The sequence below is a fragment of the Plantactinospora alkalitolerans genome, assembly GCF_015690345.1.
Classification (GTDB): domain Bacteria; phylum Actinomycetota; class Actinomycetes; order Mycobacteriales; family Micromonosporaceae; genus Plantactinospora; species Plantactinospora alkalitolerans.
Genome location: NZ_JADPUN010000377.1, coordinates 1 through 20905 on the forward strand (window position 1 = coordinate 1; position 20905 = coordinate 20905).

Genomic DNA, 20905 nt, shown 5'->3' on the forward strand with positions numbered 1-20905 from the left:
CGGCTGGGTGGAAGCGTTGGTGGTCGCGCCGGACAGATCCTGGCTGGCCAGCGCCAGCTACGACGGGACGGTGCGGATCTGGGACCCCGACACCGGCGGCACCCGCCACACCCTCACCGGCCACACCAGCGGGGTGGAAGCGTTGGTCGTCGCGCCGGACGGATCCTGGCTGGCCAGCGCCAGCCGCGACAAAACAGTACGGATCTGGGACCCCGACACCGGCGGCACCCGCCACACCCTCACCGGCCACACCAGCGGGGTGGAAGCGTTGGTCGTCGCGCCGGACAGATCCTGGCTGGCCAGCGCCAGCCGCGACAAAACAGTACGGATCTGGGACCCCGACACCGGCGGCACCCACCACACCCCCACCGGCCACACCAGCTGGATGGAAGCGTTGGTCGTCGCGCCGGACGGATCCTGGCTGGCCAGCGCCAGCGACAGGACGGTGCGGATCTGGGAGCTGGACACGGGAGGCAGCCGCCACACCCTCACCGGCCACACCCACTTGGTGCGGGCGTTGGTGGTCGCGCCGGATGGGTCCTGGCTGGCCAGCGCCAGCGACGACGAGACGGTGCGGATCTGGGACCCCGACACCGGCGGCACCCGCCACACCCTCACCGGCCACACCAGCGAGGTGGAAGCGTTGGTGGTCGCGCCGGATGGGTCCTGGCTGGCCAGCGCCAGCGACGACGAGACGGTGCGGATCTGGGACCCCGACACCGGCGGCACCTGCCACACGCTCACCGGCCACACCAGCGAGGTGATCGCGTTGGTGGTCGCGCCGGATGGGTCCTGGCTGGCCAGCGCCAGCTACGACGGAACAGCGCGGATCTGGGACCCCGACACCGGCGGCACCCGCCACACCCTCACCGGCCACACCGGCTGGCTGGCCGCGTTGGTCGTCGCGCCGGACGGATCCTGGCTGGCCAGCGCCAGCCGCGACAAAACAGTACGGATCTGGGACCCCGACACCGGCGGCACCCGCCACACGCTCACCGGCCACACCAGCGACGTGGAAGCGTTGGCAGTCGCGCCGGACGGATCCTGGCTGGCCAGCGCCAGCTACGACGGAACAGCGCGGATCTGGGACCCCGACACCGGCAAATGCGCCGGAGTCGCCAGAGTCGACGGAGGTCTAACAACCTGCACCTGGCTGCCAAACAACCAGACCATCCTCTGCGCCGACACGAGCGGATCCCTGCACGCGTACGACTTCTTGCTCACCTAAACACACGTTGGGCCCTGGGCTTCTCGACCAAGCCGCTCCGGGCCAATCAGCAGCACATACCAAAGATCAGGTACACAGTCATGGCGATGAGCGGGTGTCGTCTTGGATGATCGTTTGTGTATTGGGTCGATCGCTTTCCGTGATGACGCGCAATGATGCCGCAGCACATGCGGCGTCAACCGCCCCGACCACTGCGGCAACCACCGGAATACCGCAGTGGCGTGGGCACGTCCCAGTGATCGGGTCAAGACTCCGCTCCGCCGACCGCAGCGGCGCGTCGAGCAGCATGTAGTCGTCACCGAACTGGTGACGCACGTCGACCATCCACCATTCCAGCAGCGGGCTCGCTGCGCGGCGAGAAACCGATCCGCGTCAGCCGGCTTCGCGGTCCACACCGGACTCAGGAAGCGGATGAACTCGAACAACGCCGACCGATCACCGCTGACAGTGCTGTCGCAGATTCCCACGCCTACGCACGCGAGCAGATACTGATCCACCAACTCCAGCTCGTAGTCCGCCTCATCTTCGGCCAACCCGAGCCGACGCGCCGAACTCAACGAGAGCACGACAGTCAGACCACACCCCTCCAACGATCGAAGAGATTGGCAAGACGTCATAAAAATCGGAGCCAAGTCAGAAATCCCGACCATCAGTCAACCGGCCGCACAGTCGACGACCAACGTGAGATCGCCGCACTGGCCACCGCCTATACGCGCCATCCACTGCATCGACGGCAATCAACTATTGGTAGTTCCGGCAACCAACCCGCTGGAACTGGCCGAACCCGACGAGGAGGACGACCTGTGACTCTACCGACCGACGCCTTCATACCAGCACTCGTGCCGCCGTCACCGGCGCCCGGCCCCACACTCGGGCCGGGCGCCGATTTCATTCCGCCTCCTACCGGACCCAGGGCTGCCGTGGTCGACGCGGCGGTGTGGGCGGCACAGCGGCCGTGGTTGGCCGCTGTCGCCGCCGGCCTGCTCGCCGTATGGATCGCAGCCCGCAACCTGGTCGAGATCTGGCGGCACCGCCACCACACCGACGGCCCGCGGCTGGTCACGATCGCGCCGCCGCCCGAGGTCGACCCCCACAGCGCGAGTGCGTTGTGGGCGAACCTGGCCGGCGTGCTGACCCCGTCGCGGCGGCAACGCCTGCTCTACGGCGCGCCGCACGTCGTGTGGCAGTACACCTGGTCCGGACGGCAGCTGTTCATCTCGATCTGGGTACCCGGCACCGTTCCGCCGGGGGCGGTCGAGGCGGCGGTGCGGGCGGCGTGGCCCGGCTCGGCCACCACGACCGACGAGAACCCGCCACCACCGATTCCCCTGCAAGCGCACCGCGCCGCCGGCGGGCACCTGCTGCCGGTGTACGCGGAGTGGCTGCCGCTTTCCACCGACCACAACACCGATCCGCTACGCCCGCTGATGTCCGCCGGCTCCCAGCTCAAACCCGGCGAGTTCGCCTGCGTGCAGATCCTCGCGCGCCCGGCCACGCCACGGCGGGCGGCACGGGCCCGCCGGGCGGCCGGACGGCTGCGGGCCGGCAAGACGGCCGTGTCGGCGATCAACCCGGCCGCACCGGTGCTGTGGCTGCTGGACGCGTTCCTACCCGGCAGCGGGGGCACCGGCCGGACCACGTCGCCGGCCGCCCGTCGGGATCCCACCGTCGAGCGGGACGTGCGGGCGATCCTGGACAAGACGACGCACCCGCTGTGGCAAACCGGGATCCGGTACGCGGTTGCCATCACCAGCCGGCGTGCCGGCGCCGACCCACGAGGTCGGCTGCGGGGCATCGCCGACACCCTCGCCTCCACCTTCGCCATCTACTCCGGCCGTAACCGGCTCACGCATCGGGCCCGGATGCCGACGCCGGTGGCCGTTCTCGCCGCCCGCCGGCTCGGTCCGGGGTTCCTCACCTCCGCCCCGGAACTCGCCGCGCTCGCGGCGCTACCGCAGGACCTCGCCGTACCCGGCCTGGACCGGGCACGGGCCGCGTCGATGCCAGCGCCGGTCGCCGTGCCGGGTGGCGGGCGTGGGGTGAAGATGCTGGGCGACGCCGAAATCGGTGGCCACAGTGTGGGGCTGTCGGTGACCGATGCGAGGTATCACATGCATGTGATCGGTTCGACGGGCTCCGGCAAGACCACGCTGCTGGTCAACCTGGCCCTCGACGACATCAGGGCCGGTCGGGGCACCGTCGTCATCGACCCGCACGGCGATCTCGTCCTGGACATCCTCGATCGGCTTCCCGCCGACGTCGCGGACCGTGTCGTGCTCTTCGACCCAGACCAGCCCAACCCGCCGACGCTGAACCCGCTTGAGGGCGACGACCCCGATCTGGTGGTCGACAACCTGGTGTCGATCTTCGGGAACATCTTCGCCAAGGCGTGGGGTCCGCGGATGGACGACGTCATGCGGGTCGCGTGCCTGACCCTGCTGCGCCACAACAACGTGACCCTGCAGCACATCCCCCCGCTGTTGAACTCACCTCAGTTCCGGTCCGCGATGACGGTGGACCTGGACGACCCGGCCGGGCTCAGCGGTTTCTGGCAGTGGTACGACAGCCTCAACGACAGCCTGCGATCGCAGGTCATCGGCCCGGTCCTCGCCCGGCTGCGAGCCTTCCTGCTGCGCGACTTCGTGAAACGGACCATGCGGTACCCCAAGTCGAGTTTCGACATGGGGCGCGTGTTGGACGGTGGGGTGCTGCTGGTTCGGATCCCCAAGGGTGTCCTCGGCGAGGACACCAGCCGCCTGCTCGGCTCCCTCGTTCTCGCGCAGGTGTGGCAGGCCGCCACCGCCCGCGCCGCGATCGAACCGGACCGCCGCCGCGACGCCAGCCTCATCATCGACGAGGCGCAGAACTTCCTCACCCTGGCCAACTCGCTGGACACGATGCTGGCTGAAGCGCGCAAGTACCGGCTGTCGCTCGTGCTCGCCCACCAGGACCTGGCCCAGTTCCCCCGCGACCTGCTCGCCGCCGCATCGGCCAACGCCCGCAACAAGCTGTACTTCACGTGCGCGCCGGAGGACGCGAAGGTACTGTCCCGGCACACCGTGCCCGAACTGGGTGAGCACGACCTCGCCCACCTGGACGCGTACACCGCCGCCGCGCGTCTGGTCGTCAACGGCCGACAGACACCGGCGTTCACGATGAAGACCCGGCCGCCGAGGCCGGTTGTCGGTGAGGCAACCGCCATCCGGCAGGCAGCAGCGGCGGCGGTACCGAGTCAGGACACCAGCGCCGTCGACGAACTCGTCGAGCGGCTCAGCCGCAGACCCGACGACCGGCGGTCCCGCCCAAAGACGGACCGCGCCTGACGATCTGTCAGCCGGTGGCGTCACCCGGGTCGCGCACCGGCTCGTCACCAGGATCGTGACCGGTGACCGCCAGACACCCACAGCACAGTCCTGACCTGGGCTGTCAGTGCCGCACACGCCCCTGACAGACCCTCCGCACCAACCTCTCCACATCCAGACACCCCTCCCGATCGGGAGGGGACCCCATCCTGCCTAGGAGCAAACCGTGTACTCCCGTGTTCCATCCCCATCCAGCAAACCCGATCCGCTCGCGGTCTTCGGCCGTATCGTCCCCCGTGATCACGCCCTCCTCGGGCTGCTCGCCGAGCACTACCTACTGTCCACCGACCAGATCACCAGCGTCTTCTTCGATGCCCGTCGTACCGCCCAGCGCCGGCTCACGATCCTGCACCGCCTCGACGTGCTGCACCGGTTCGGCCGCAGCGGCGACGCCGGCCGCTACGGGTCGCTGCTCTACACCCTCGGCCCGATCGGACTACAACTGCACCCGACCGTCTACCACGACCCGGCTGGCACCAGCGGCAAGCCGTTGCGCAGCTCGGTGGAACGGGCCAAGCGGATCGCCGCCAGCGGCCAGGTCAACCACTTGCTCGGGGTCAACCAGTTCTTCACCGACCTGCTGGCCACTGCCCGGCACGACGATGGCCTCCGCCTTTCGCGGTGGTGGTCCGAGCAGCACGCCACCACCGTCTACGCCCAGTCCGGCATCCGCCCCGACGGGCACGGCGTCTGGACCGTCGGCGACCACTCCACCGGCTTTTTCCTCGAGCACGACAACGACACCGAAAACCTGGCGCGGGTCGTGGCCAAACTGCGCGGATACGAACGCCTGACGTCGTTCGGCCCCCGCTACCCCGTGCTGTTCTGGGTGCCCAGCCGGCGCCGCGAGGCCAGCCTGCTCGGCGTGCTCGCCGGGCTGCGCACCGCCAGCCCGATCGCGACCGCCGTCCACGGCCCGGATCCCGCTGGCCGAGTGTGGACCCTCGTCTCGGACCCCACCCACCGGCGGTACCTGCACGAGCTGCCCTCCGACCACGGCCCGGACGCCGTCACGAACCCGCAGCGCTTCGACGACCTGTAGGACTCACACCGCAGGTCAACAGCACTGGACAAACCAAACCGAGTACGGCTCCACAGGTCGACTACCGTCCGCGTCTGTCACCAAACAAGATCATCTGTGAGTGTCGTGAAATCTCACAGCGTTCGCACCGACGATGCTGATCCGGAGCCGGAACGTCTAACAGCACAGGTCAACCCCACTTACGGCGATCAACTCGCAGGACCGGCCTGACAGATCAGGTCGCTACCGTTCACGGCACCAACAACACCTCATATTTCTCCACCCCGGTTCGGTCCCACCTCGGAACCACCGCCGCACCTACTCGGTGCGCCACGCTCACCCGCCCACCCGGGCCGGTCGGCATCGCGCCGCGCGGCGACCCCAGGTCGCACCCAACCAACCCGCACCACACCTCTCCCGCAACCGACCCACGCACCCAATGGGCCGGTTATCTCCGCGCGCCCTGACGCGCCCACCCGAAGGAGGACACCCATGGGCAAGACTCCCCGCCCGGTCATCCGCACCACGGCTGTCAAGCCGAAGGCCACGATCCGCACCATGATCCTCTGCATCCCGGACGAGCTGCCCCGCGAGGCGCTGACCCCGCACCAGCTCGACCGCAACTTCGGCGTCCAGGGCACCCTGTCGTCCCAGTTCTGGGCCACGCCCGCCCTGCGCCTCTGGCAGCACCGGCAGATGATCAGCCTGCGTAAGGGCCGCCCGGCCTACTGCGCTGGCGGACCGGTGAGACTGCTCGACCTGGACGGCATGCTCCAAGCCGCTGGCATGGGGGCGGCCATCCGCCACCAGCTGTTCAGCCGGGTCGTGCACGGAACCCGCAACGCCACCCCGTGGCACGTCTACGAGTCCCGCCACCTGGCGGACCCGGACAAGTACCCGTGGGACAAGGCTGTGGCGGACTTCCACAACCAGCCCCGGGTCAACGCGATCCGGATGCACAACGCCGCCACGTACGGCGCTGGGCAGATCTCCCTCCGCGAGCTGGAGATGTACCAGGCCGGCTCCATGGCCTACCAGCACCACAGCGCGCTGACCGCGATCGCGGGCGACGCGCTGATCACCGCTGAGGGAGCCAAGCTGGCTGCGGCCAGCGACGCCATGGCCGACCGGGTGACCTACCTCGAACAGGCCAACCGCCTGTTCGCTGCCATCGGCCCCGACCAGCGACTGCTAGGGGTCGCGCTCTGACCGCGACACCGTCCGAGACCTGGAGGGGTCGATCATCGGCGCCCGCAAGCTCGCGCGTCCGCACCGCCTCTGAGCATCAACCGCATCACCTGGACCGGTCGAGCCAGCCACACCTCCCTCGCACCCAAAGGGACCCGTGTTGCTGCCCGTCCGGCTCCACCCCACCACCGCAGCCGAAGGATGCGCGCTGGCGCCTTATCGGCTCCGCCGCCCCATCTCAACGCTCTCTGAACAGGAGGGACCTACCAGCATGAGTTCGGTCTTCTGGTTCAAGCTCGTCGCCGTCCTGGACCTCGCCGAGCACGCCGTGGCCGCCACCGCGCACGCCGACCCAGTCGACGAGGAACCCACCGGCCCCGCGCTGCTCCTCGTCGCCGACGACGGCGTCTACTTCATGTCCAACGGCCTGCCGCAACCGCCACCGGGCCCGGACCAGCCGGCGGAATCCACCGTGCGGGCGGTGTTCGCCGAGCACCTCGGCCCGGAACAGCCGACCCACGACGGGGACGACCTACTGGTCGCTCTCCCGCTGTGCCAGCCCGGCGAACAACTCATCGAACAGCTCCGTACCGCAGCACGCACCGGAGCCGACGCCTTGGTCGTCACCCTCCTCGACGACCAGCTCGCCGTCACGGCCATCAAGACGCCAGAGGCCCCACACCTCGGCTGAACCCGCCGGCCGCCCCAGGCAGGGGTTGACCAATCGCGCCAACGGCCGGCGAGACGGCCGCCGTTTCCCTCTTCCGCGACCAAACGGCACCGATCCGGCACGCCTGCCCGGCCGAATACGCACGGATTACCGCGTACCCGGGCACGGCCGTACGGCCGTGCCCGGGTCCTTCTTGGGAGGACTCACAGATGGACTACATCAGACCCAACGCCGAGCAGCTCATCGAGGTGCTCACCGAAACTATTCGCCGGCACGACGGCAACCCCGTCATGCAAGAAGGTGTCCTGATCGACATCGGCGGCGCGCGTGTCCCCGTCGACTTCGTCGAGCTGATGGACATCACCGAGGACTGCCAATGGCCGGACTGCCACTGCGCCTACGGCCAGAAGAACCCGCCTGAGGACGCCCCCACCGAGGGCGTCCACTTCGCCGTCGTCATCGGCGGCGACTTTCCCTGATTACGACGGCGACGCCAGCGACACGCCGCCGTCGAGCCCCACTCTCCTCCCAATCACATCACCACTGCCCCGCGCCGTCCCCGGCGTCGGGGTCTCCCGCCTTTTACCTGATGAAGGGAATCCCCATGGCAACCAAGGTGATCTTCGTGGTCACGGACGACATGGACCACAGCAGGGACAACGTCGTCACCGTCCGCTTCGCCCTCGAAGGCCTCGAGTACGAGATCGACCTAGCCCCGCACAACCTCCAGCGGATGAGGGACGCATTCGGCCCGTACACCGAGGCCGGGCGCCGGCTCCCGAAGCACCCCGCCGCCCGGCAGCGCAACTCCGGAACCCGCGGCGGCCGCTCCGCCGACGCCAAGGTCCGCGACTTCTGGGCCACTCACCAGCGGCGGCTGGGACTACCACCGCACCGCAGCCGCGGCCCGATCCCCCCGAAGGTCCGCGAAGCCTACGCCGCCGCCCACTGACCCAATCCCTACCGCAAGGAGACCATAGACATGCGTGTCATCGCTCCGCTGCCGCGACCGGTCGGTGAAATCGAGCCCATCCCTCTGGCTGCGGCCACCGGCCGCGAGTCGGTGGTCGTCAGCTGGTGGCGGGAAATCGCCGCCGACATCGCTGCCTCCGTCGGCAGTGCCTTCGACAACGCCGAGTACCTGCTGCGGCCCTACCCGCACACCTTTGTGCCGGACTCGCTGTACAGCTCCTTCCTCATCGCAGGACGGACAGTGGCGATCTCGGTGCTGTGGGGCGACCTGTGGCGTGAGCCCGGATTCGGCCTCGCCATCGACGGTCAGCCGGTGCCCCTGGACACCACGAGCACCGCACGCCCGGCGGCCGTCATCGCCCACGCCGCCTGGCAATCCATCCTCGCCGCTACCAACCGAAGGGCTCAATGATGGGCCACCGTTTGTTCGCGGTCCTCGTCCGCGCCTCCGTCGCCGTGGCCACCATCGACGCCCACCTGGCCCGCCCGATGCGCCATCTGCTGCGCTCCGGCGCCATCGACGGCTACCGGCTCGGCGGACAGGTGACCGGAGCGTGGAACCCCGACTACAACCCTGCCGCCGACCCGGCGAACTGGCGTACCTGCGGAGCCTGCGACGGCACCACCCGCAGTGGGGATGTCGCGTGCGCAGTGTGCGCGGAAGCCGTACAGGCCGGCCGCAGGCCCGGCACGGTGGTGCCGTGGAGCTGCACCGATTGGGCCCGCTATCCGGGTGACATCGTCGCGCTGCCACGGCTGCTGCATCCTGGCTGGCGGTTTCCGCGAGGGCGCACGCCGATCGCCTGGGTCGACCTGGCTGGCGTCGTCTGGCTCGGCACCGACGAGGCGGTGCTCACTGGCACTGACACCGGACACCTCCCGCCGCGCCTTCGACGGGTCCTCGATGATCTGCGGATCGGTCGCCGTGACCCTGACCCCGGCCGATCGGCGCCACGGACCCGGCCCAGACCAGCCGACTTGGTCACGCCGTGGCGGTACTCCGGTCGAGCTCAACCGCAGGGGGCGCGTTTCAACCCGGCCGAGTGGTCTGTGGCGGTGGTCGATGCCCACTCCTGACTACCAGCCACCGCGGGGCAGCACCGCCGTGTTCTCCGGCCCGTGGTTGCGCTACGAGCCGGTGTCCGGCTTCCACCGCTACTACGAGGGCTACCTGGCGACGGTCATCGGCTGGTGGAACGGCGCCTTCGAGTTCAGCCTCGACCGCGATTCGGTGACCGCGCTTGCCCAGATGTTCGGCGCGATGGCGAACTACGTCGGCGGTGACTGGCGCACCGTCGACTTCGACGGGCGCACCCTCACAGTCGCCCTTCCCCTGTCCCTCGGCGGCGGCGTCCACCTCCTGCAGCCCGCCGGAGGGCGTTACCGGATCGGCTGGGGCCTGTCGTGGCTGCCGGTCGACCCGAGCCGCTGTGACCGCCTCTTCGGCCAGCCGTAGCCACACGCCCCAGCAGTTGGGGCCCCGCCCCGAGCCTCGACGGCGTCCCGAGATCCGGTCATCGCACTTGATCACGAGACGCCGTCGAAGCGTTCATCAGTGCACGCCAACACCAAGCAGACCGAACAGCAGCCAAAGGGGAGATCAGATGGACAACGAACCGGAACAGGCGGCGGCCAGCGCTCTCGACAAGGTCGCTGCCGCTTTGGCGGAACTCGGCCAGGAAACGGCCGCCGTCATCGCGGAGCGCGCCGGCGTGGGGTACTCGACGGCTACCAAGCGACTTCGTGTGCTGGAGGAAACCGGCCAGGCCGAGCCGTTCCGCGTCGACGATGGCCGCACGCTCTGGCGGCAGGCGGCAAACCCGGCCACCACGACCGACGCTGGCGGCGACCCGCGCCACGCACCCGCGCCAATCGACGACGATGCGGGCGTGCCTGAGGCGCCGCATGAGTCCCTCACACCCGCAGAAGAGACCGGCGCCGCCGCGGCGGCGGGACCGGACGACGAGTCATCCGACATGCGATCGGAGGCCGTAAGCCGCTCAACGCCGGACAGCGGCGTGGATCGGCCGCAGGCTCCACAGGATCCGCCGGGTCAAGCGGACAGCATCCCGAACGAGCCGGACGCGACCGAATCCGATGGTGAGAGCGATGAGGCAACCCCGGCCGGTGGCGAGGACTGCGCCGCTGTCGAGACAGTCGGTGAGGCAGATTCCGAGCCGAGCCCGGACCCGGCAGGCAGCAACGACTCCATCCCGCCCGGCAGCCCGACCGAGATTCCGAGCGCGTCGACCGGCGGGAAACCACGCCGGTCCAAGGGCAGCCTGCGCGGGGCGATCCTCGACGTGCTCGAAGCCCACCCGGACCAGCGGTTCAAGACCAGCGAGCTGTGCAAGGCCGTCGACAAGGCGAACGAGGGCAACGACTCGGCCAAGGCCAGCGCGGGCGCGGTTGTCAACGCGGTGCACAAGCTCATCGCAGACGGACTGGCCGTCCAGGTCGTCGAGAAGCCGGCGGCCTTCCAACTCGCTCCGCAGACCGACTAACCCGTTCACCCGGTAGCCCGGGGCGGGCGTTGAACTTGGCGGCTCACGCCCACCCCGGTGCTCCTTCATAGACAAGGAGCGACATCGAGTGTCTCACCTGAACTTCTACCTCACAGCAGCCGGCGGAGTCCTCGCCGGCCTCGCCGCTGCGGCGGCCCCGCTCCCCCGGCAACGGCGACTCGTCCGCCAACAGCGACATGCGCTGGCGACCCTCGAATGGGGCCGGGCCTACTGGCACCACCTTGCCACGCACAACGACACGACCGACCTGCCGAACCGGCGGGCCCTGCGGACCCACCTTGAAACCGCGTTCTCGTTCGGGGAACCGCTCGGGCTCGTCCTCATCGATCTCGACCGGTTCAAGCAGATCAACGACACCTACGGCCATGAGGACGGCAACGACCTGCTGTACGAGGTCGGCCGGCGCCTGGTCGACCTCGGGCCGGCGGTGGTCCTGGCCGCGCACCTGTCCGGCGACGAGTTCGCCCTGGTCGTTCACGGTGATGACACCGAGGTTGAGAATGCTGCCCAGGCGGCCCGCTGGCGCCTCTCCGACCGCCCGTACGGGATCGCCGGTCAGCAGGTGAGTGTGACCGCCAGTGTCGGCTATGCGGTCGCCGAACCGCACATGCTGCCCCGCGACCTCCTGCAGGCAGCCGATCAGGCCATGTACCTGGCCAAACGCACCCGCAGCGGCGCCCACCCCCACGATCCGCGTCACAGTACGCCTCCCGGCCGCGTCATCCGCTACCGCGACCTGCGGTAACACGCCCCTGTAACCAACTGGAGCCCTCGCAGGCCAATTGACCTGCGAGGGCTCCAGTTCGTCAAGGAGCCGATCGCCGCGACGTCCTTCGATCGTCGCGGCAGACGGAGACCACCCAAACACCTTCAGACCAAGGAGCAGCTGTGACCATACGAACCCCAGAGGAGATCGCCGCCCGGCTGCGGGCTGTCCGCGCCACCGGCACCGACCTGTTCGGCTTCTGCCAGGAAGTATTGGTCGAGGCGCTCGACTTCGGCCACGCCCGCCAGTTCCTTGACCCGGACATGACCGCACCGCAGTGGGACCAGCAGCGGTGGAGTCAGCACGCCGACACCGAGACGTACGCCCGCTGGTACCTGGAGTTCGCGATCGACAAGATCCTCGACCACCGTAGTGGCTCGGCCAGCCGCTCCGTGCAGAAGCTCGCGGAACTGGCCTGGCTGCTCGGCCGCGACGACCTCGTGACGGCCATGGACGACGCGGACTACCCGATGTACGGGGCACCCAAGGTCAAGACATTCGCCGACGGGCTCGGCTGGCCGTTCACCGACGCCATCGACGACCCCGAGCTGCGGCAGATGCTCGCCCGGATGGCCGCGGGCCACGAGTGCGACCCGGATGGCTGTGCATGGGGTTGCCGCGACTGACGACCGCCGCGCCGGGAGGCGCCGAGACGGCAGGCCAGCATGTGGGGTGGCGTGCTGCCCCGCGTCGCGTCGGTCAGCGCGCTGGGCCAGCATGTGGGGTGGCGTGCTGCCCCGCGTCGCGTCGGTCAGCGCGCTGCCCCACCCGAGCGCCGTCCGTTGGCTCCCGCCGCCCCCATCACCTGCCGCTGACGGTCACCGCGGCCGGTCGTCAGTCACCGTTCATCACGGCCACCCCCAAGTGGACGACTTGACCTTCATTGAGAGATGAGCGTCGATCAGACCGGTCATCGTCCGAGCCGGCTATCAGGCACAACACAGCCAACCCCGGTCGGACGGTGACCCCTGCCCGCAACCCGATGGAAGGTCACTCGCAATGTCCGCTCGGAGCCGATTCCGCCCGTCCCAGCGCGCCCTGGTACCCAGTGACGTCACCGATCCGCTGCTGTGGCGGCTCGCCGTCGACGTCCTCACCGCCCACCAACCCGGACCCGGTGACCGGTGCGTCAACCTGCAGTGCGTCAACCATGTCGGGCCTTGTATGGCGGCCAGGCAGGCACAACGGGCGATGCGTGCCGCGCGAGCCGCGCGACCGATACCCCTGTCGGTGCCGGCCGTCACTGGCGAACGAGCACCACGGCGGCCTGTCCGCGACTCCGGCGGTTTCATCGGCTGGTTCACCGCCGGCCTCGCCGCCACCGCCACGCACCTGCGATCGCGGATTCCGCAGCAGCTGCCGCGCCGAGTTCCCGGAGCAACCCTGACCGGCGCGTACGCGGCTTAGTTCCAGGCCCTGCCGGAATGACCCACCCATCCGACCCCCTGATCAGGAGGACCATATGACCTTGCGTACCGAGACCACTCTCGCCGGTTATGCCCGAGCCGCCGTCGAGATGAAGACCCGCATGCACGAGTACTGCACCAGCACCGCCAGTGGCGAGTACACCCGGGCCTTCCTCGAATCCCTCCGCACCGGTCTCCCCGAAACCGATCACGCCGACGACGCCCATGTCGACCAGGAACTTGTCGACGTCATCAACCGCGCCAGCAGCGCGGTATGGGCGCAGGGCGAGGCATACGTACTCGCCCCCGCCATGACCGCCATCGTCGCCGCAGCGGCCGAAGCCCTCGATCTCACCGGCGATCTCCTCACCGCCGACGCCGCCCCCACCGACGGTGGCGTGCTCTTCCTGCCCGAACCGATCTACCACCGCAACCTGGGCGGCCAGGTCAGCGGAATCGCGGCAATCACCTGGGCCACCATCTCCTCCCCTAGCGGACGGTCATGGCTGATCTGCGGCTGGGCCGACCGGAACGACCCCGAGGATCCCCACGCCGCCCGCATCCAGGGCTACGCCCAACAGGATCGGACCCTGCTGTCGCGGCTCGGCCCGTACATGATGACGAAACTGGACATGCTGCCGATCGCGGCGCCGGTACCCGCCCTCGAACCTGCGGACAGCGACGACCCCGACCGCGACTGGGAAACAGCACCCGACGGGCGGTACATCCTCGCCGACACCACCGCCCGCACCCACGTCTGCGCGGCGATCGCCTACGCGTTCTGGTGCATCCAGGCCCAACCCCTTGCCGTCGCCGCGCCCGCCCCGCTGGACCGGCCCGCCCGCCGCCGCGCCGTGCGCGCCTCCATCGTGCACGACACCCGCGTCGTGATGCTGCGGCGCACCTCCACCCTGACCGAACCCGGCGACGGACACGCCCGGTGGCACTACCGCGTCCGGTTCGTCGTACGTGGCCACTGGCGCCGCCTCATCGACAAGCACGGGCAGGCGTACCGAATCTGGATTCACGCCTCCATCAAGGGACCGGACGGCGCGCCGCTGCTGCACGGCGAGAAGGTCGCCGTTCTCGCCCGCTAGCCCCAATGCCGGGTAGTTAAGCGTGGTGGTGATCGGTCAAGAGGGCGTGTTGGTGCGGATACGGGCAGCGGGACTCCGGTAGAGAGGTACGTCCGCCAAAGACATGCCTCACCACCGGGAGTCCCGCTGTTGGTTCAGTCTGTCATTACGCGTGTGGTCCGGGTCGCGGCAGGTCCGTTCGCGCCGGGTCATCTGGGTGAGCTGACCCGGCAGGTGCCGTTCGAGATGATCGATGCGGTTCTTGCTCAAACCCTGTGTACTCAGCGGCGAGTTCGGGATCTGCCCTCGCGGGTGGTGGTGTATCTGCTGCTCGCGGGTTGTCTGTTCGCCGAGTTGGGGTATCGGCAGGTGTGGCAGCGCCTCGTCACCGGCCTGGATGGATTGCCGGTCGCGGATCCGAGCGAGGCCGCGTTGACCAAGGCCCGCCGCCGGATCGGCCCGCAACCGTTACGAGCGTTGTTCGACCTGCTTCGCGGCCCGGCGGCCTGTCTGGCTGGGCCGGTGCGCTGGCGTGGGCTGCTGGTCTGCGCGATCGACGGGACCACCTTGTTCGCGGCTGACAGCGCGGCGAACCTGGCCCGGTTCAGCAAACAGCGTGGGGGTCGCACCGGCGGATCGAGCTATCCGATGCTGCGCCTGGTCACGATCATGGCGTGTGGCACCCGGTCGGTGATGGACGCGGTGTTCGGGCCGATCACCTCCGGCGAGACCACCTATGCCAAGGATCTCCTGGCCCGGCTACCCGCTGGGGTGCTGCTGCTGGCCGACCGCAACTTCGCCGCCGGGCACCTGCTCACGATCGTGACCGGCCGTCACGCGCATCTGCTGGTACGGGCCAGGACCGGCCGGGGCGGGCCGAAACTGCCAATGCTGCACCGGCTACGCGTCAACGCCCGCACCGTCAAACGAGCGATCTCCAAATACAACGCCCGCGGCCCGAACATCGACCGACGCACCTACCAGGCCACCACCAGCCTCACCATCCTCGCCGGACCCACCTTGACGACCAGCCCAGACCCTTAACTACCCGGCATTGCCGCTAGCCCAGCGCCCCGAACCCGAAGAACACCGACGACCGTGCGGCCCACCACGACCGCGCGGTCGTCCCCGTGCCCATACCTCGACACCGAATCCAACCCAAGGAGACACGACCCGTGGGAACCCCCTGCTACGTCGGCACCGCCGACCCCGCCCAGCCGACCATCGTCCGCGTCCGCTACGTCCTCTTCGACGGCTACCCCTCATCGCTCATCCCGCAACTGCGCGCCATCTGGGCCAGCACCGCCCGCCGTGACACCAGCGCCCTCATCGACGCGGTCCTCGCCCACGACTGGGAATACCTCGGACCCGACCTCGCCTCAGGCATCCAGCCCTTCCCGAACCAACATCGGGTCGCTGGAGTCGGCACGACGCTCGACGACACCAGCGCGGAGCCGGTCACCGTCTTTCCGCTCAGCTGTGCCAGCGACCTCGTGGCCTCCTGGATCTATCTGATCAACGCGGCTGACGACACCGTCGCCGTGTACAGCGGCGACGGCGAACCCGTCGGTGTCCACAGCCTCGGCTAACCCCGTAATCAGGAGGACCAACCCTCATGCCCGGTCACGCCTCTCGCCTCGTCCAGCGACACGCCACGCCTGGCCGCGCCACCGCCGCGCGGCCCTACCGCGCCCGCCACCTCGACCGCCGGGGGTCGGGATGAAGCTCCGATCCCTGCTGTCACTAGCCGTGGCGCTCGTCGCCATGTTCATCCTCTGCGCCGGCGGTCTCGGCGGATTCCTTCGCGGCAGCGCCGCCGCCGGTTGTATCCCCGTCACCGCCTCGCCGACAACGTCAACGTCCCCATTCAAGCCGCCCACCGTCTGGCCGGCCATCGGTGACTGGAACAGCGACCAAGTCGGCAACGCCGCCACGATCGTCACCACCGGCGCCCGTCTCGGAGTGCCAGCCCGCGGATGGGTGATCGCGGTCGCCACCGCCATGCAGGAAAGCACCCTGCGGATCCTGGTTGGCGGCGACCGCGACTCGGTCGGGTTGTTCCAGCAGCGCCCCAGCCAAGGGTGGGGCACCCCGGCCCAGCTTCAGGACCCCGTCTACGCGGCCGAGAAGTTCTTCGGCGAGTTGGCCACGATCAGCGGCTGGCAGACGATGCCGCTCGCCGAGGCCGCCCAGGCCGTGCAGATCAGCGCCTTCCCCGACGCGTACGCGAAATGGGAGGTACCTGCCACCCAGCTGGTTACCGCGATCGCCGACGCCGCCGGCCTACCCACCGACGGCATGGCCGGGTGCGGGGCCATCGGCCCGTGGACCCAGCCGGTACTCGCCCCTGTCGGGTCGGAGTTCCGCAGCTCGGACCGGCCCGGTCACGACGGCGTCGACCTGAGCGCTCCGCAGGGAACCATCATCCGCGCCGCGTCCGCCGGCACCGTCCGCACCGTCCGCTGCGACGCCTTCTACGAAAGCACGGGCGCCGAATGGGGCTGCGACCGCGACGGCCACCCCGAACTCACCAAAGGCTGCGGCTGGTACATCGACATCGACCACGCCGCCGGTCTGCTCACCCGCTACTGCCACATGGACCAACGCCCGATGGTGACGGTCGGGCAGGCGGTCGCCGTCGGCCAGCCCATCGGCGTCGCCGGCTCCACCGGCCACAGCTCGGGCCCGCACCTGCACTACGAGGTGCACCAGAACAGTGATGCGAGCGCGAACGGCGCGATCGACCCGGTGCCCTTCATGGCCGCGCAGAACGCCCCGCTCGGTCAAGTGAGCTGATGTAGTTCCTCAAATAACATGGCCCATTCTCCAAAGAGCTGTCCACGTTTTGGCCCATGGGACATATCAATGAGAAGATAAGTCGACTCTCGGCTGACATGGCGAATCTCAGTGGATCAACGACGCGCGGCGCGCGTTGCCGGCACTTGAGCCGCGCGACTGACGGCATTTGAGGATGTCGGTCGCCAGCCGGGCTGGCCGCCTTGCCGATTCAACTCTCATCCATCTCGTTAGTTGTTGATGACCGGCCACGCCCCGTCGGCCGACGGGCGTTCGTTGTAGCTACACCTCGCGACCAGAGGCTCGTCCGGAACAACTCTGCAAGCGCTCGGACGAGAACGGCGCGCTCACCTGGTTTACTGTCTCGCAGAACGATCATCAACGCGACGATTTTGGCAATCGCATATATCGCCGCACAAAGGCTGCTAATCAATACAACCGTGTTGCTGACCAGCCCCATACCCGTTCCTCCGGCAAGTGAGCACCACCAGCGCAGGCACCGGAGAGGTGGACGCGCTGTGGGCGTTACGGACAAGTCGGAGGTCTCTTCCATCGGTGGGGGCTGGCCTTGCTCACACCGACCAACGGCACCGGGCCACGTCTCCCTCATCAGTTCGGCGGCCGTGCTGACGACACCGTCGCGGGGAATACTCCCCTCCTGTGTCACTGATTGTCTCGCACTTGCGCCGCCTCCGTCATCTGTGCCGTCTCGGTCCCACTCACCGCCGGGTGCCTGCCCCTATAGATATGGGCAAAAGCCGCACGGCCCACCCGCACAACCACCGTGATAGCAACCGCGATGCCGCCGCTCGCAACAGTCACGCAGCCGCTGGAGCACCTGCCTGACCTCGATGAAGCCGAGGATGCAGCCGGTCCGGCGCCGCTGAGCAGGAAGTAGAGCTGATGCAGGCCCATCACTGCGGACACGTTGGCCTGAAGACCATGTAGGGCTCCTCGGTGATGCCGAAGATGGCCGGAATCGAGTCGAGCGCGAGGATGAGGTGGGTCGTGCCGATCGCGGCCGTCACGAGGAACAGCAGGGTGAACGTCCGCCGCCCTTCGCCGTTGACTGTCGTGAACCGGCCGTTGCCGTAGTCCTGCCGCAGGGCCGATCGCGGTGTAGATCAGGAAACGTGCCGAAGAGGTAGAACACCCAGGCAAACTGGGAGATCAGCGCCGCCCGCCGCGATGAACGCGCCCCCGGCATTACCAGCGCCAGGTGACGCCGATCAGCAACACCTGCTGCTGGTACGTCCGCGGCACCGCGAACCAGCTGATGATGATCACCAAGACGAACAGGTTGTCCACCGACAGGCTGTACTCGGTAGCCAGCCGGCGCAGAACTCACCTGCCGGTCTGACCGACCGTCGCTCGCACTTGATTCACTCGCACTCGGCGTATGAAAAGCGCACGACACGACACCAGGGTCCTACGCGCAGTTCACGGACAGCGGAGCGGCTGCACCCGCCTGAAACGCTCCGCCGTCGCCATGGCCCGCTCCGGCCTTACAGCAGCAGCCACGGCACTGGTCATCGAGCGCACCACGCTGCTGGGGTAACAGCCGGATCAGCGCCACGGGCGCCAACCGGTAGCGCTGCCGTCAACGACCGGCAGCGTTCCCGACAACCCTGCCAAACCATCTTTGGCCCTCACTCAACCCAGCTGCCTTGCCAGCAGAAGCGGCCAGAACGCTGAGAAGAACGCCCGGGACACAACGGCGAGAAGACCAAGCAGACTCTGGCCAGCACCTCTGATCGGGACAACAAGAACGAGAACCTACAGCTGACTGGCTGGCGTCCAACAAATAGCGCACCAGTCATATAACGCACGTTCCCGGCAGCCGCCCGCCTGACCGGCCCGTCACCATCCCCGATCCCCGCTCAACCCGAGCGGCCCCATCCACAGTGGGTTTCCAATAAGGAGCAACCCGTGAGCACCGACGAGGATACGGACCAGGAGGAACTGCTGCAGCGCCTGCTTCAGCATTTCCTTTCCAGCGACGACCTCAACGAACTCTGCGCCGATGCCGGCCTGCCCGTGCTCATCGACAGCAACGGACAGCCGGTGTACGTGCGGGAGGCCGTCTCCTACGACGACGCCGGGGTCATGACCCTCAACCGCGGTGTGGTGATCCGGCTGTCCGACGGCGGCGAACTGCAACTCACCATCGTCACCTCCCGCCACCCCGTGAGCCCGGTCCAGATTCGCCCACCCGGCACCCGGGCCTGAACCGCAGGCCGCGGGGCGTCGCAGCGCCCTCCGGGCACCCCGATCCGGGTGCCCGGCCACCAAGCTCGCCAGCCGCACGCTCACGTGCCGCGAAGCGCCGGAGACCGGCGCAGTCATGTCAGCAATCCGCACCCAAGCAGAAGGAGGCACCACCATGTCCTACCAGCCGGGCGACCCCATCGCCCCTGAGCACACGAGCGGACCGTGCCTGATCGGCCAGCTCGACGACGACGGACACAGCGTCTCCGCCGTCGCCATCACCGACCATTCCGACCCCCACCACGTACTGCCGATTCTGCGGAGCATGCTGGACGCCGCCGCCGGCGACATCCAGATGATGACCGAGCAGATCATGACCCACGGCTGGATCTCCCTCGATCCAGCTCACCAGCTGGCGGATGCCGCACCAGCGTCGGCCGAGCTTCCGCGGCTCCGTTTCGGCCTGGACGAGGCCAGCGTGCCGCCGCACGCCGAGTGGCTGTACCTGCTCGGTGATGGTGAACCGACGGTCCTGGTCTACGAGGCGACCGTGCACGGCACCTGGGCATGGCACAGCCGCCACTGGCTCCCGGCGCCCGGTGACGCGCCGCTGCCGACCGGGCTCGGCATCGCTGGAGACCTCGCCACCGGGCATGGTGACCACGAGTGGCGGCCCGCGACGATCGGTCTCGCCGGGCTACACACCGCCTGGCGGGCCGAGATCTGCTCCACGGAATGGGCGCGCGGGGTCATCGTCGCTCGCCTCGACCGGGAGGTGCTGCGCGACGTCATCGACGTGACGAGGCAGTGGAACGAGGGGCGGCTACCCGGTTCGGGCCTGCCCTCGCTGGCCCTCGTCGAACACGTCCTGATCGTTCTGTGGTTCGACGGCTCGGGCCACGAGCAGACGCAACAGATCATGCCTGGGCTCCGGCTGCGACCCGACGGAGCCGGCTACGAGATGGCGCGGCGGATGCTGCCGGACATCGACGTTCACTACGTCATCGGTCAGCACGTCCTTCCCTGGGTCCTGCCCGCGGAGGAACGGCCCGGGTACCGACGCGACGAGTTGCGCAACGGCGTCCCGCCCATCCGGGAGTGGGTCACCGAGACCGGCGTGCACACGGCCTACCCACCCCTGCGCGGCTATCCGCTGTCGCTCATCGCCTCCGCGTTGGCCGACCTCGCCGACGACGGGCCGGCGGCAGTGGCCAGTTACGACCACCCGCACCAGGTCTGCCTGATCGCCGGCAGCCACGCCCTCGTCGTCACCCCCACCGCCTGGAACGGCCGATCGCACGTGACCTTGCCCCGCCCGCTCGGCGGCACCTGGACCGCCGATCCGCTGGTCCCGGTCTTCAGCCCGTGGCAGGTCGCCACCCGCTGCGGGATCCTCCGCAGCCGCAACCACTGACCCACCCACCAAGGCAGCAACAGCCGGCCATCGGCCCGACGCTGACGAGGGCCCCCTCACCGACCTCGCCGATCGGCCCGTCGCCCGCACCATCGTCGCCGGGTTCTCCAGCCCTGGCTGCTGACCGCACCTCCGGCCGCCGGCTGAAGCCACCCGCCGGACTACCGCACCACCGCACGCGCACCACCCGGCCGTTGCCCGGCCGACCCGCGCACACCGCGCACCCCGGGCACGGCCGTAGAAGGCCGTGCCCGGGTTCCCACCCCCTGCAGA

Annotated in this window: 21 protein-coding genes and 1 pseudogene; 19 read left to right on the forward strand and 3 right to left on the reverse strand. The window is 68.9% G+C overall.

The window, feature by feature from the left end; all coding sequences use genetic code 11:
- Nucleotides 1-1228, forward strand: a 1228-nt coding sequence (locus I0C86_RS38165) for a WD40 repeat domain-containing protein (protein WP_230395495.1), incomplete at its 5' end; no start/stop codon positions are given.
- A gap of 78 nt (nucleotides 1229-1306) precedes the next feature.
- Here I0C86_RS38165 and I0C86_RS44145 read toward each other — a convergent pair.
- Entirely contained in the window at nucleotides 1307-1552 is a 246-nt protein-coding gene (locus I0C86_RS44145) for a hypothetical protein (RefSeq protein ID WP_230395496.1), read from the reverse strand.
- A gap of 566 nt (nucleotides 1553-2118) precedes the next feature.
- Between I0C86_RS44145 and I0C86_RS38175 the strand changes: the two genes are divergently transcribed.
- The 12 genes from I0C86_RS38175 (at nucleotide 2119) to I0C86_RS38230 (ending at nucleotide 12358) form a co-directional block, all read left to right on the forward strand.
- Nucleotides 2119-4551: a type IV secretion system DNA-binding domain-containing protein gene (locus tag I0C86_RS38175; RefSeq protein WP_196206239.1), complete on the forward strand. Its 2433-nt coding sequence runs from the start codon at nucleotides 2119-2121 to the stop codon at nucleotides 4549-4551.
- Nucleotides 4552-4756: 205 nt separating this feature from the next.
- Nucleotides 4757-5632 (forward strand): replication-relaxation family protein, encoded by an 876-nt coding sequence (locus I0C86_RS38180; protein WP_196206187.1) that lies wholly within the window; start codon nucleotides 4757-4759, stop codon nucleotides 5630-5632.
- Between the two features lie 471 nt (nucleotides 5633-6103).
- A complete protein-coding gene (locus I0C86_RS38185) occupies nucleotides 6104-6820 on the forward strand; it encodes a hypothetical protein (RefSeq protein ID WP_196206188.1) in 717 nt (238 codons plus the stop codon).
- 250 nt (nucleotides 6821-7070) lie between these two features.
- On the forward strand, nucleotides 7071-7490 hold the full coding sequence (locus I0C86_RS38190; protein WP_196206189.1) for a hypothetical protein: 420 nt from the start codon (nucleotides 7071-7073) through the stop codon (nucleotides 7488-7490).
- A gap of 188 nt (nucleotides 7491-7678) precedes the next feature.
- On the forward strand, nucleotides 7679-7948 hold the full coding sequence (locus I0C86_RS38195; protein ID WP_196206190.1) for a hypothetical protein: 270 nt from the start codon (nucleotides 7679-7681) through the stop codon (nucleotides 7946-7948).
- A 125-nt stretch (nucleotides 7949-8073) separates the two neighbouring features.
- A complete protein-coding gene (locus tag I0C86_RS38200; RefSeq protein WP_196206191.1) occupies nucleotides 8074-8421 on the forward strand; it encodes a histone-like nucleoid-structuring protein Lsr2 in 348 nt (115 codons plus the stop codon).
- Between the two features lie 30 nt (nucleotides 8422-8451).
- The gene (locus I0C86_RS38205) at nucleotides 8452-8853 is read left to right on the forward strand and encodes a hypothetical protein (RefSeq protein WP_196206192.1); all 402 of its coding nucleotides are present in this window, start codon (nucleotides 8452-8454) and stop codon (nucleotides 8851-8853) included.
- The gene (locus I0C86_RS38210) at nucleotides 8850-9518 is read left to right on the forward strand and encodes a hypothetical protein (RefSeq protein WP_196206193.1); all 669 of its coding nucleotides are present in this window, start codon (nucleotides 8850-8852) and stop codon (nucleotides 9516-9518) included. The genes I0C86_RS38205 and I0C86_RS38210 overlap by 4 nt, the downstream gene beginning before the upstream one ends.
- Nucleotides 9505-9897, forward strand: a complete 393-nt coding sequence (locus tag I0C86_RS38215) for a hypothetical protein (RefSeq protein ID WP_196206194.1) — start codon at nucleotides 9505-9507, stop codon at nucleotides 9895-9897. Before I0C86_RS38210 ends, I0C86_RS38215 begins: the two co-directional genes overlap by 14 nt.
- 148 nt (nucleotides 9898-10045) lie before the next feature.
- A complete protein-coding gene (locus I0C86_RS38220) occupies nucleotides 10046-10945 on the forward strand; it encodes a helix-turn-helix domain-containing protein (protein ID WP_196206195.1) in 900 nt (299 codons plus the stop codon).
- 88 nt (nucleotides 10946-11033) lie between these two features.
- Nucleotides 11034-11711 carry a GGDEF domain-containing protein gene (locus tag I0C86_RS38225; protein WP_196206196.1) on the forward strand — a complete coding sequence of 226 codons (678 nt, stop codon included), beginning with the start codon at nucleotides 11034-11036 and terminating at the stop codon, nucleotides 11709-11711.
- Between the two features lie 143 nt (nucleotides 11712-11854).
- Nucleotides 11855-12358, forward strand: coding sequence for a hypothetical protein (locus I0C86_RS38230; RefSeq protein ID WP_196206244.1), 504 nt, complete (start codon nucleotides 11855-11857; stop codon nucleotides 12356-12358).
- A 364-nt stretch (nucleotides 12359-12722) separates the two neighbouring features.
- On the opposite strand, the gene I0C86_RS38235 is transcribed toward I0C86_RS38230, so the two are convergent.
- The gene (locus tag I0C86_RS38235; protein ID WP_196206197.1) at nucleotides 12723-12884 is read right to left on the reverse strand and encodes a hypothetical protein; all 162 of its coding nucleotides are present in this window, start codon (nucleotides 12882-12884) and stop codon (nucleotides 12723-12725) included.
- A gap of 310 nt (nucleotides 12885-13194) precedes the next feature.
- Between I0C86_RS38235 and I0C86_RS38240 the strand changes: the two genes are divergently transcribed.
- From I0C86_RS38240 to I0C86_RS38255, 4 genes are all read left to right on the forward strand, one after another.
- Nucleotides 13195-14235 (forward strand): hypothetical protein, encoded by a 1041-nt coding sequence (locus tag I0C86_RS38240; RefSeq protein ID WP_196206198.1) that lies wholly within the window; start codon nucleotides 13195-13197, stop codon nucleotides 14233-14235.
- A 153-nt stretch (nucleotides 14236-14388) separates the two neighbouring features.
- A complete protein-coding gene (locus I0C86_RS38245; RefSeq protein ID WP_196206199.1) occupies nucleotides 14389-15258 on the forward strand; it encodes an IS4 family transposase in 870 nt (289 codons plus the stop codon).
- A gap of 131 nt (nucleotides 15259-15389) precedes the next feature.
- Nucleotides 15390-15803, forward strand: a complete 414-nt coding sequence (locus tag I0C86_RS38250) for a hypothetical protein (RefSeq protein WP_196206200.1) — start codon at nucleotides 15390-15392, stop codon at nucleotides 15801-15803.
- Between the two features lie 130 nt (nucleotides 15804-15933).
- Nucleotides 15934-17010 carry a M23 family metallopeptidase gene (locus I0C86_RS38255; protein WP_196206201.1) on the forward strand — a complete coding sequence of 359 codons (1077 nt, stop codon included), beginning with the start codon at nucleotides 15934-15936 and terminating at the stop codon, nucleotides 17008-17010.
- Between the two features lie 817 nt (nucleotides 17011-17827).
- Here the strand turns inward: I0C86_RS38255 and I0C86_RS45300 are convergent.
- Nucleotides 17828-18365: pseudogene (locus I0C86_RS45300) on the reverse strand (TerC family protein); the annotation flags it as partial.
- Between the two features lie 574 nt (nucleotides 18366-18939).
- Between I0C86_RS45300 and I0C86_RS38270 the strand changes: the two are divergent.
- Both I0C86_RS38270 and I0C86_RS38275 read left to right on the forward strand, forming a co-directional pair.
- Nucleotides 18940-19239, forward strand: a complete 300-nt coding sequence (locus I0C86_RS38270) for a hypothetical protein (protein ID WP_196206203.1) — start codon at nucleotides 18940-18942, stop codon at nucleotides 19237-19239.
- A 154-nt stretch (nucleotides 19240-19393) separates the two neighbouring features.
- Complete coding sequence (locus I0C86_RS38275; protein WP_196206204.1) at nucleotides 19394-20632, forward strand: hypothetical protein; 1239 nt, start codon at nucleotides 19394-19396, stop codon at nucleotides 20630-20632.
- Nucleotides 20633-20905: the final 273 nt, after the last annotated feature.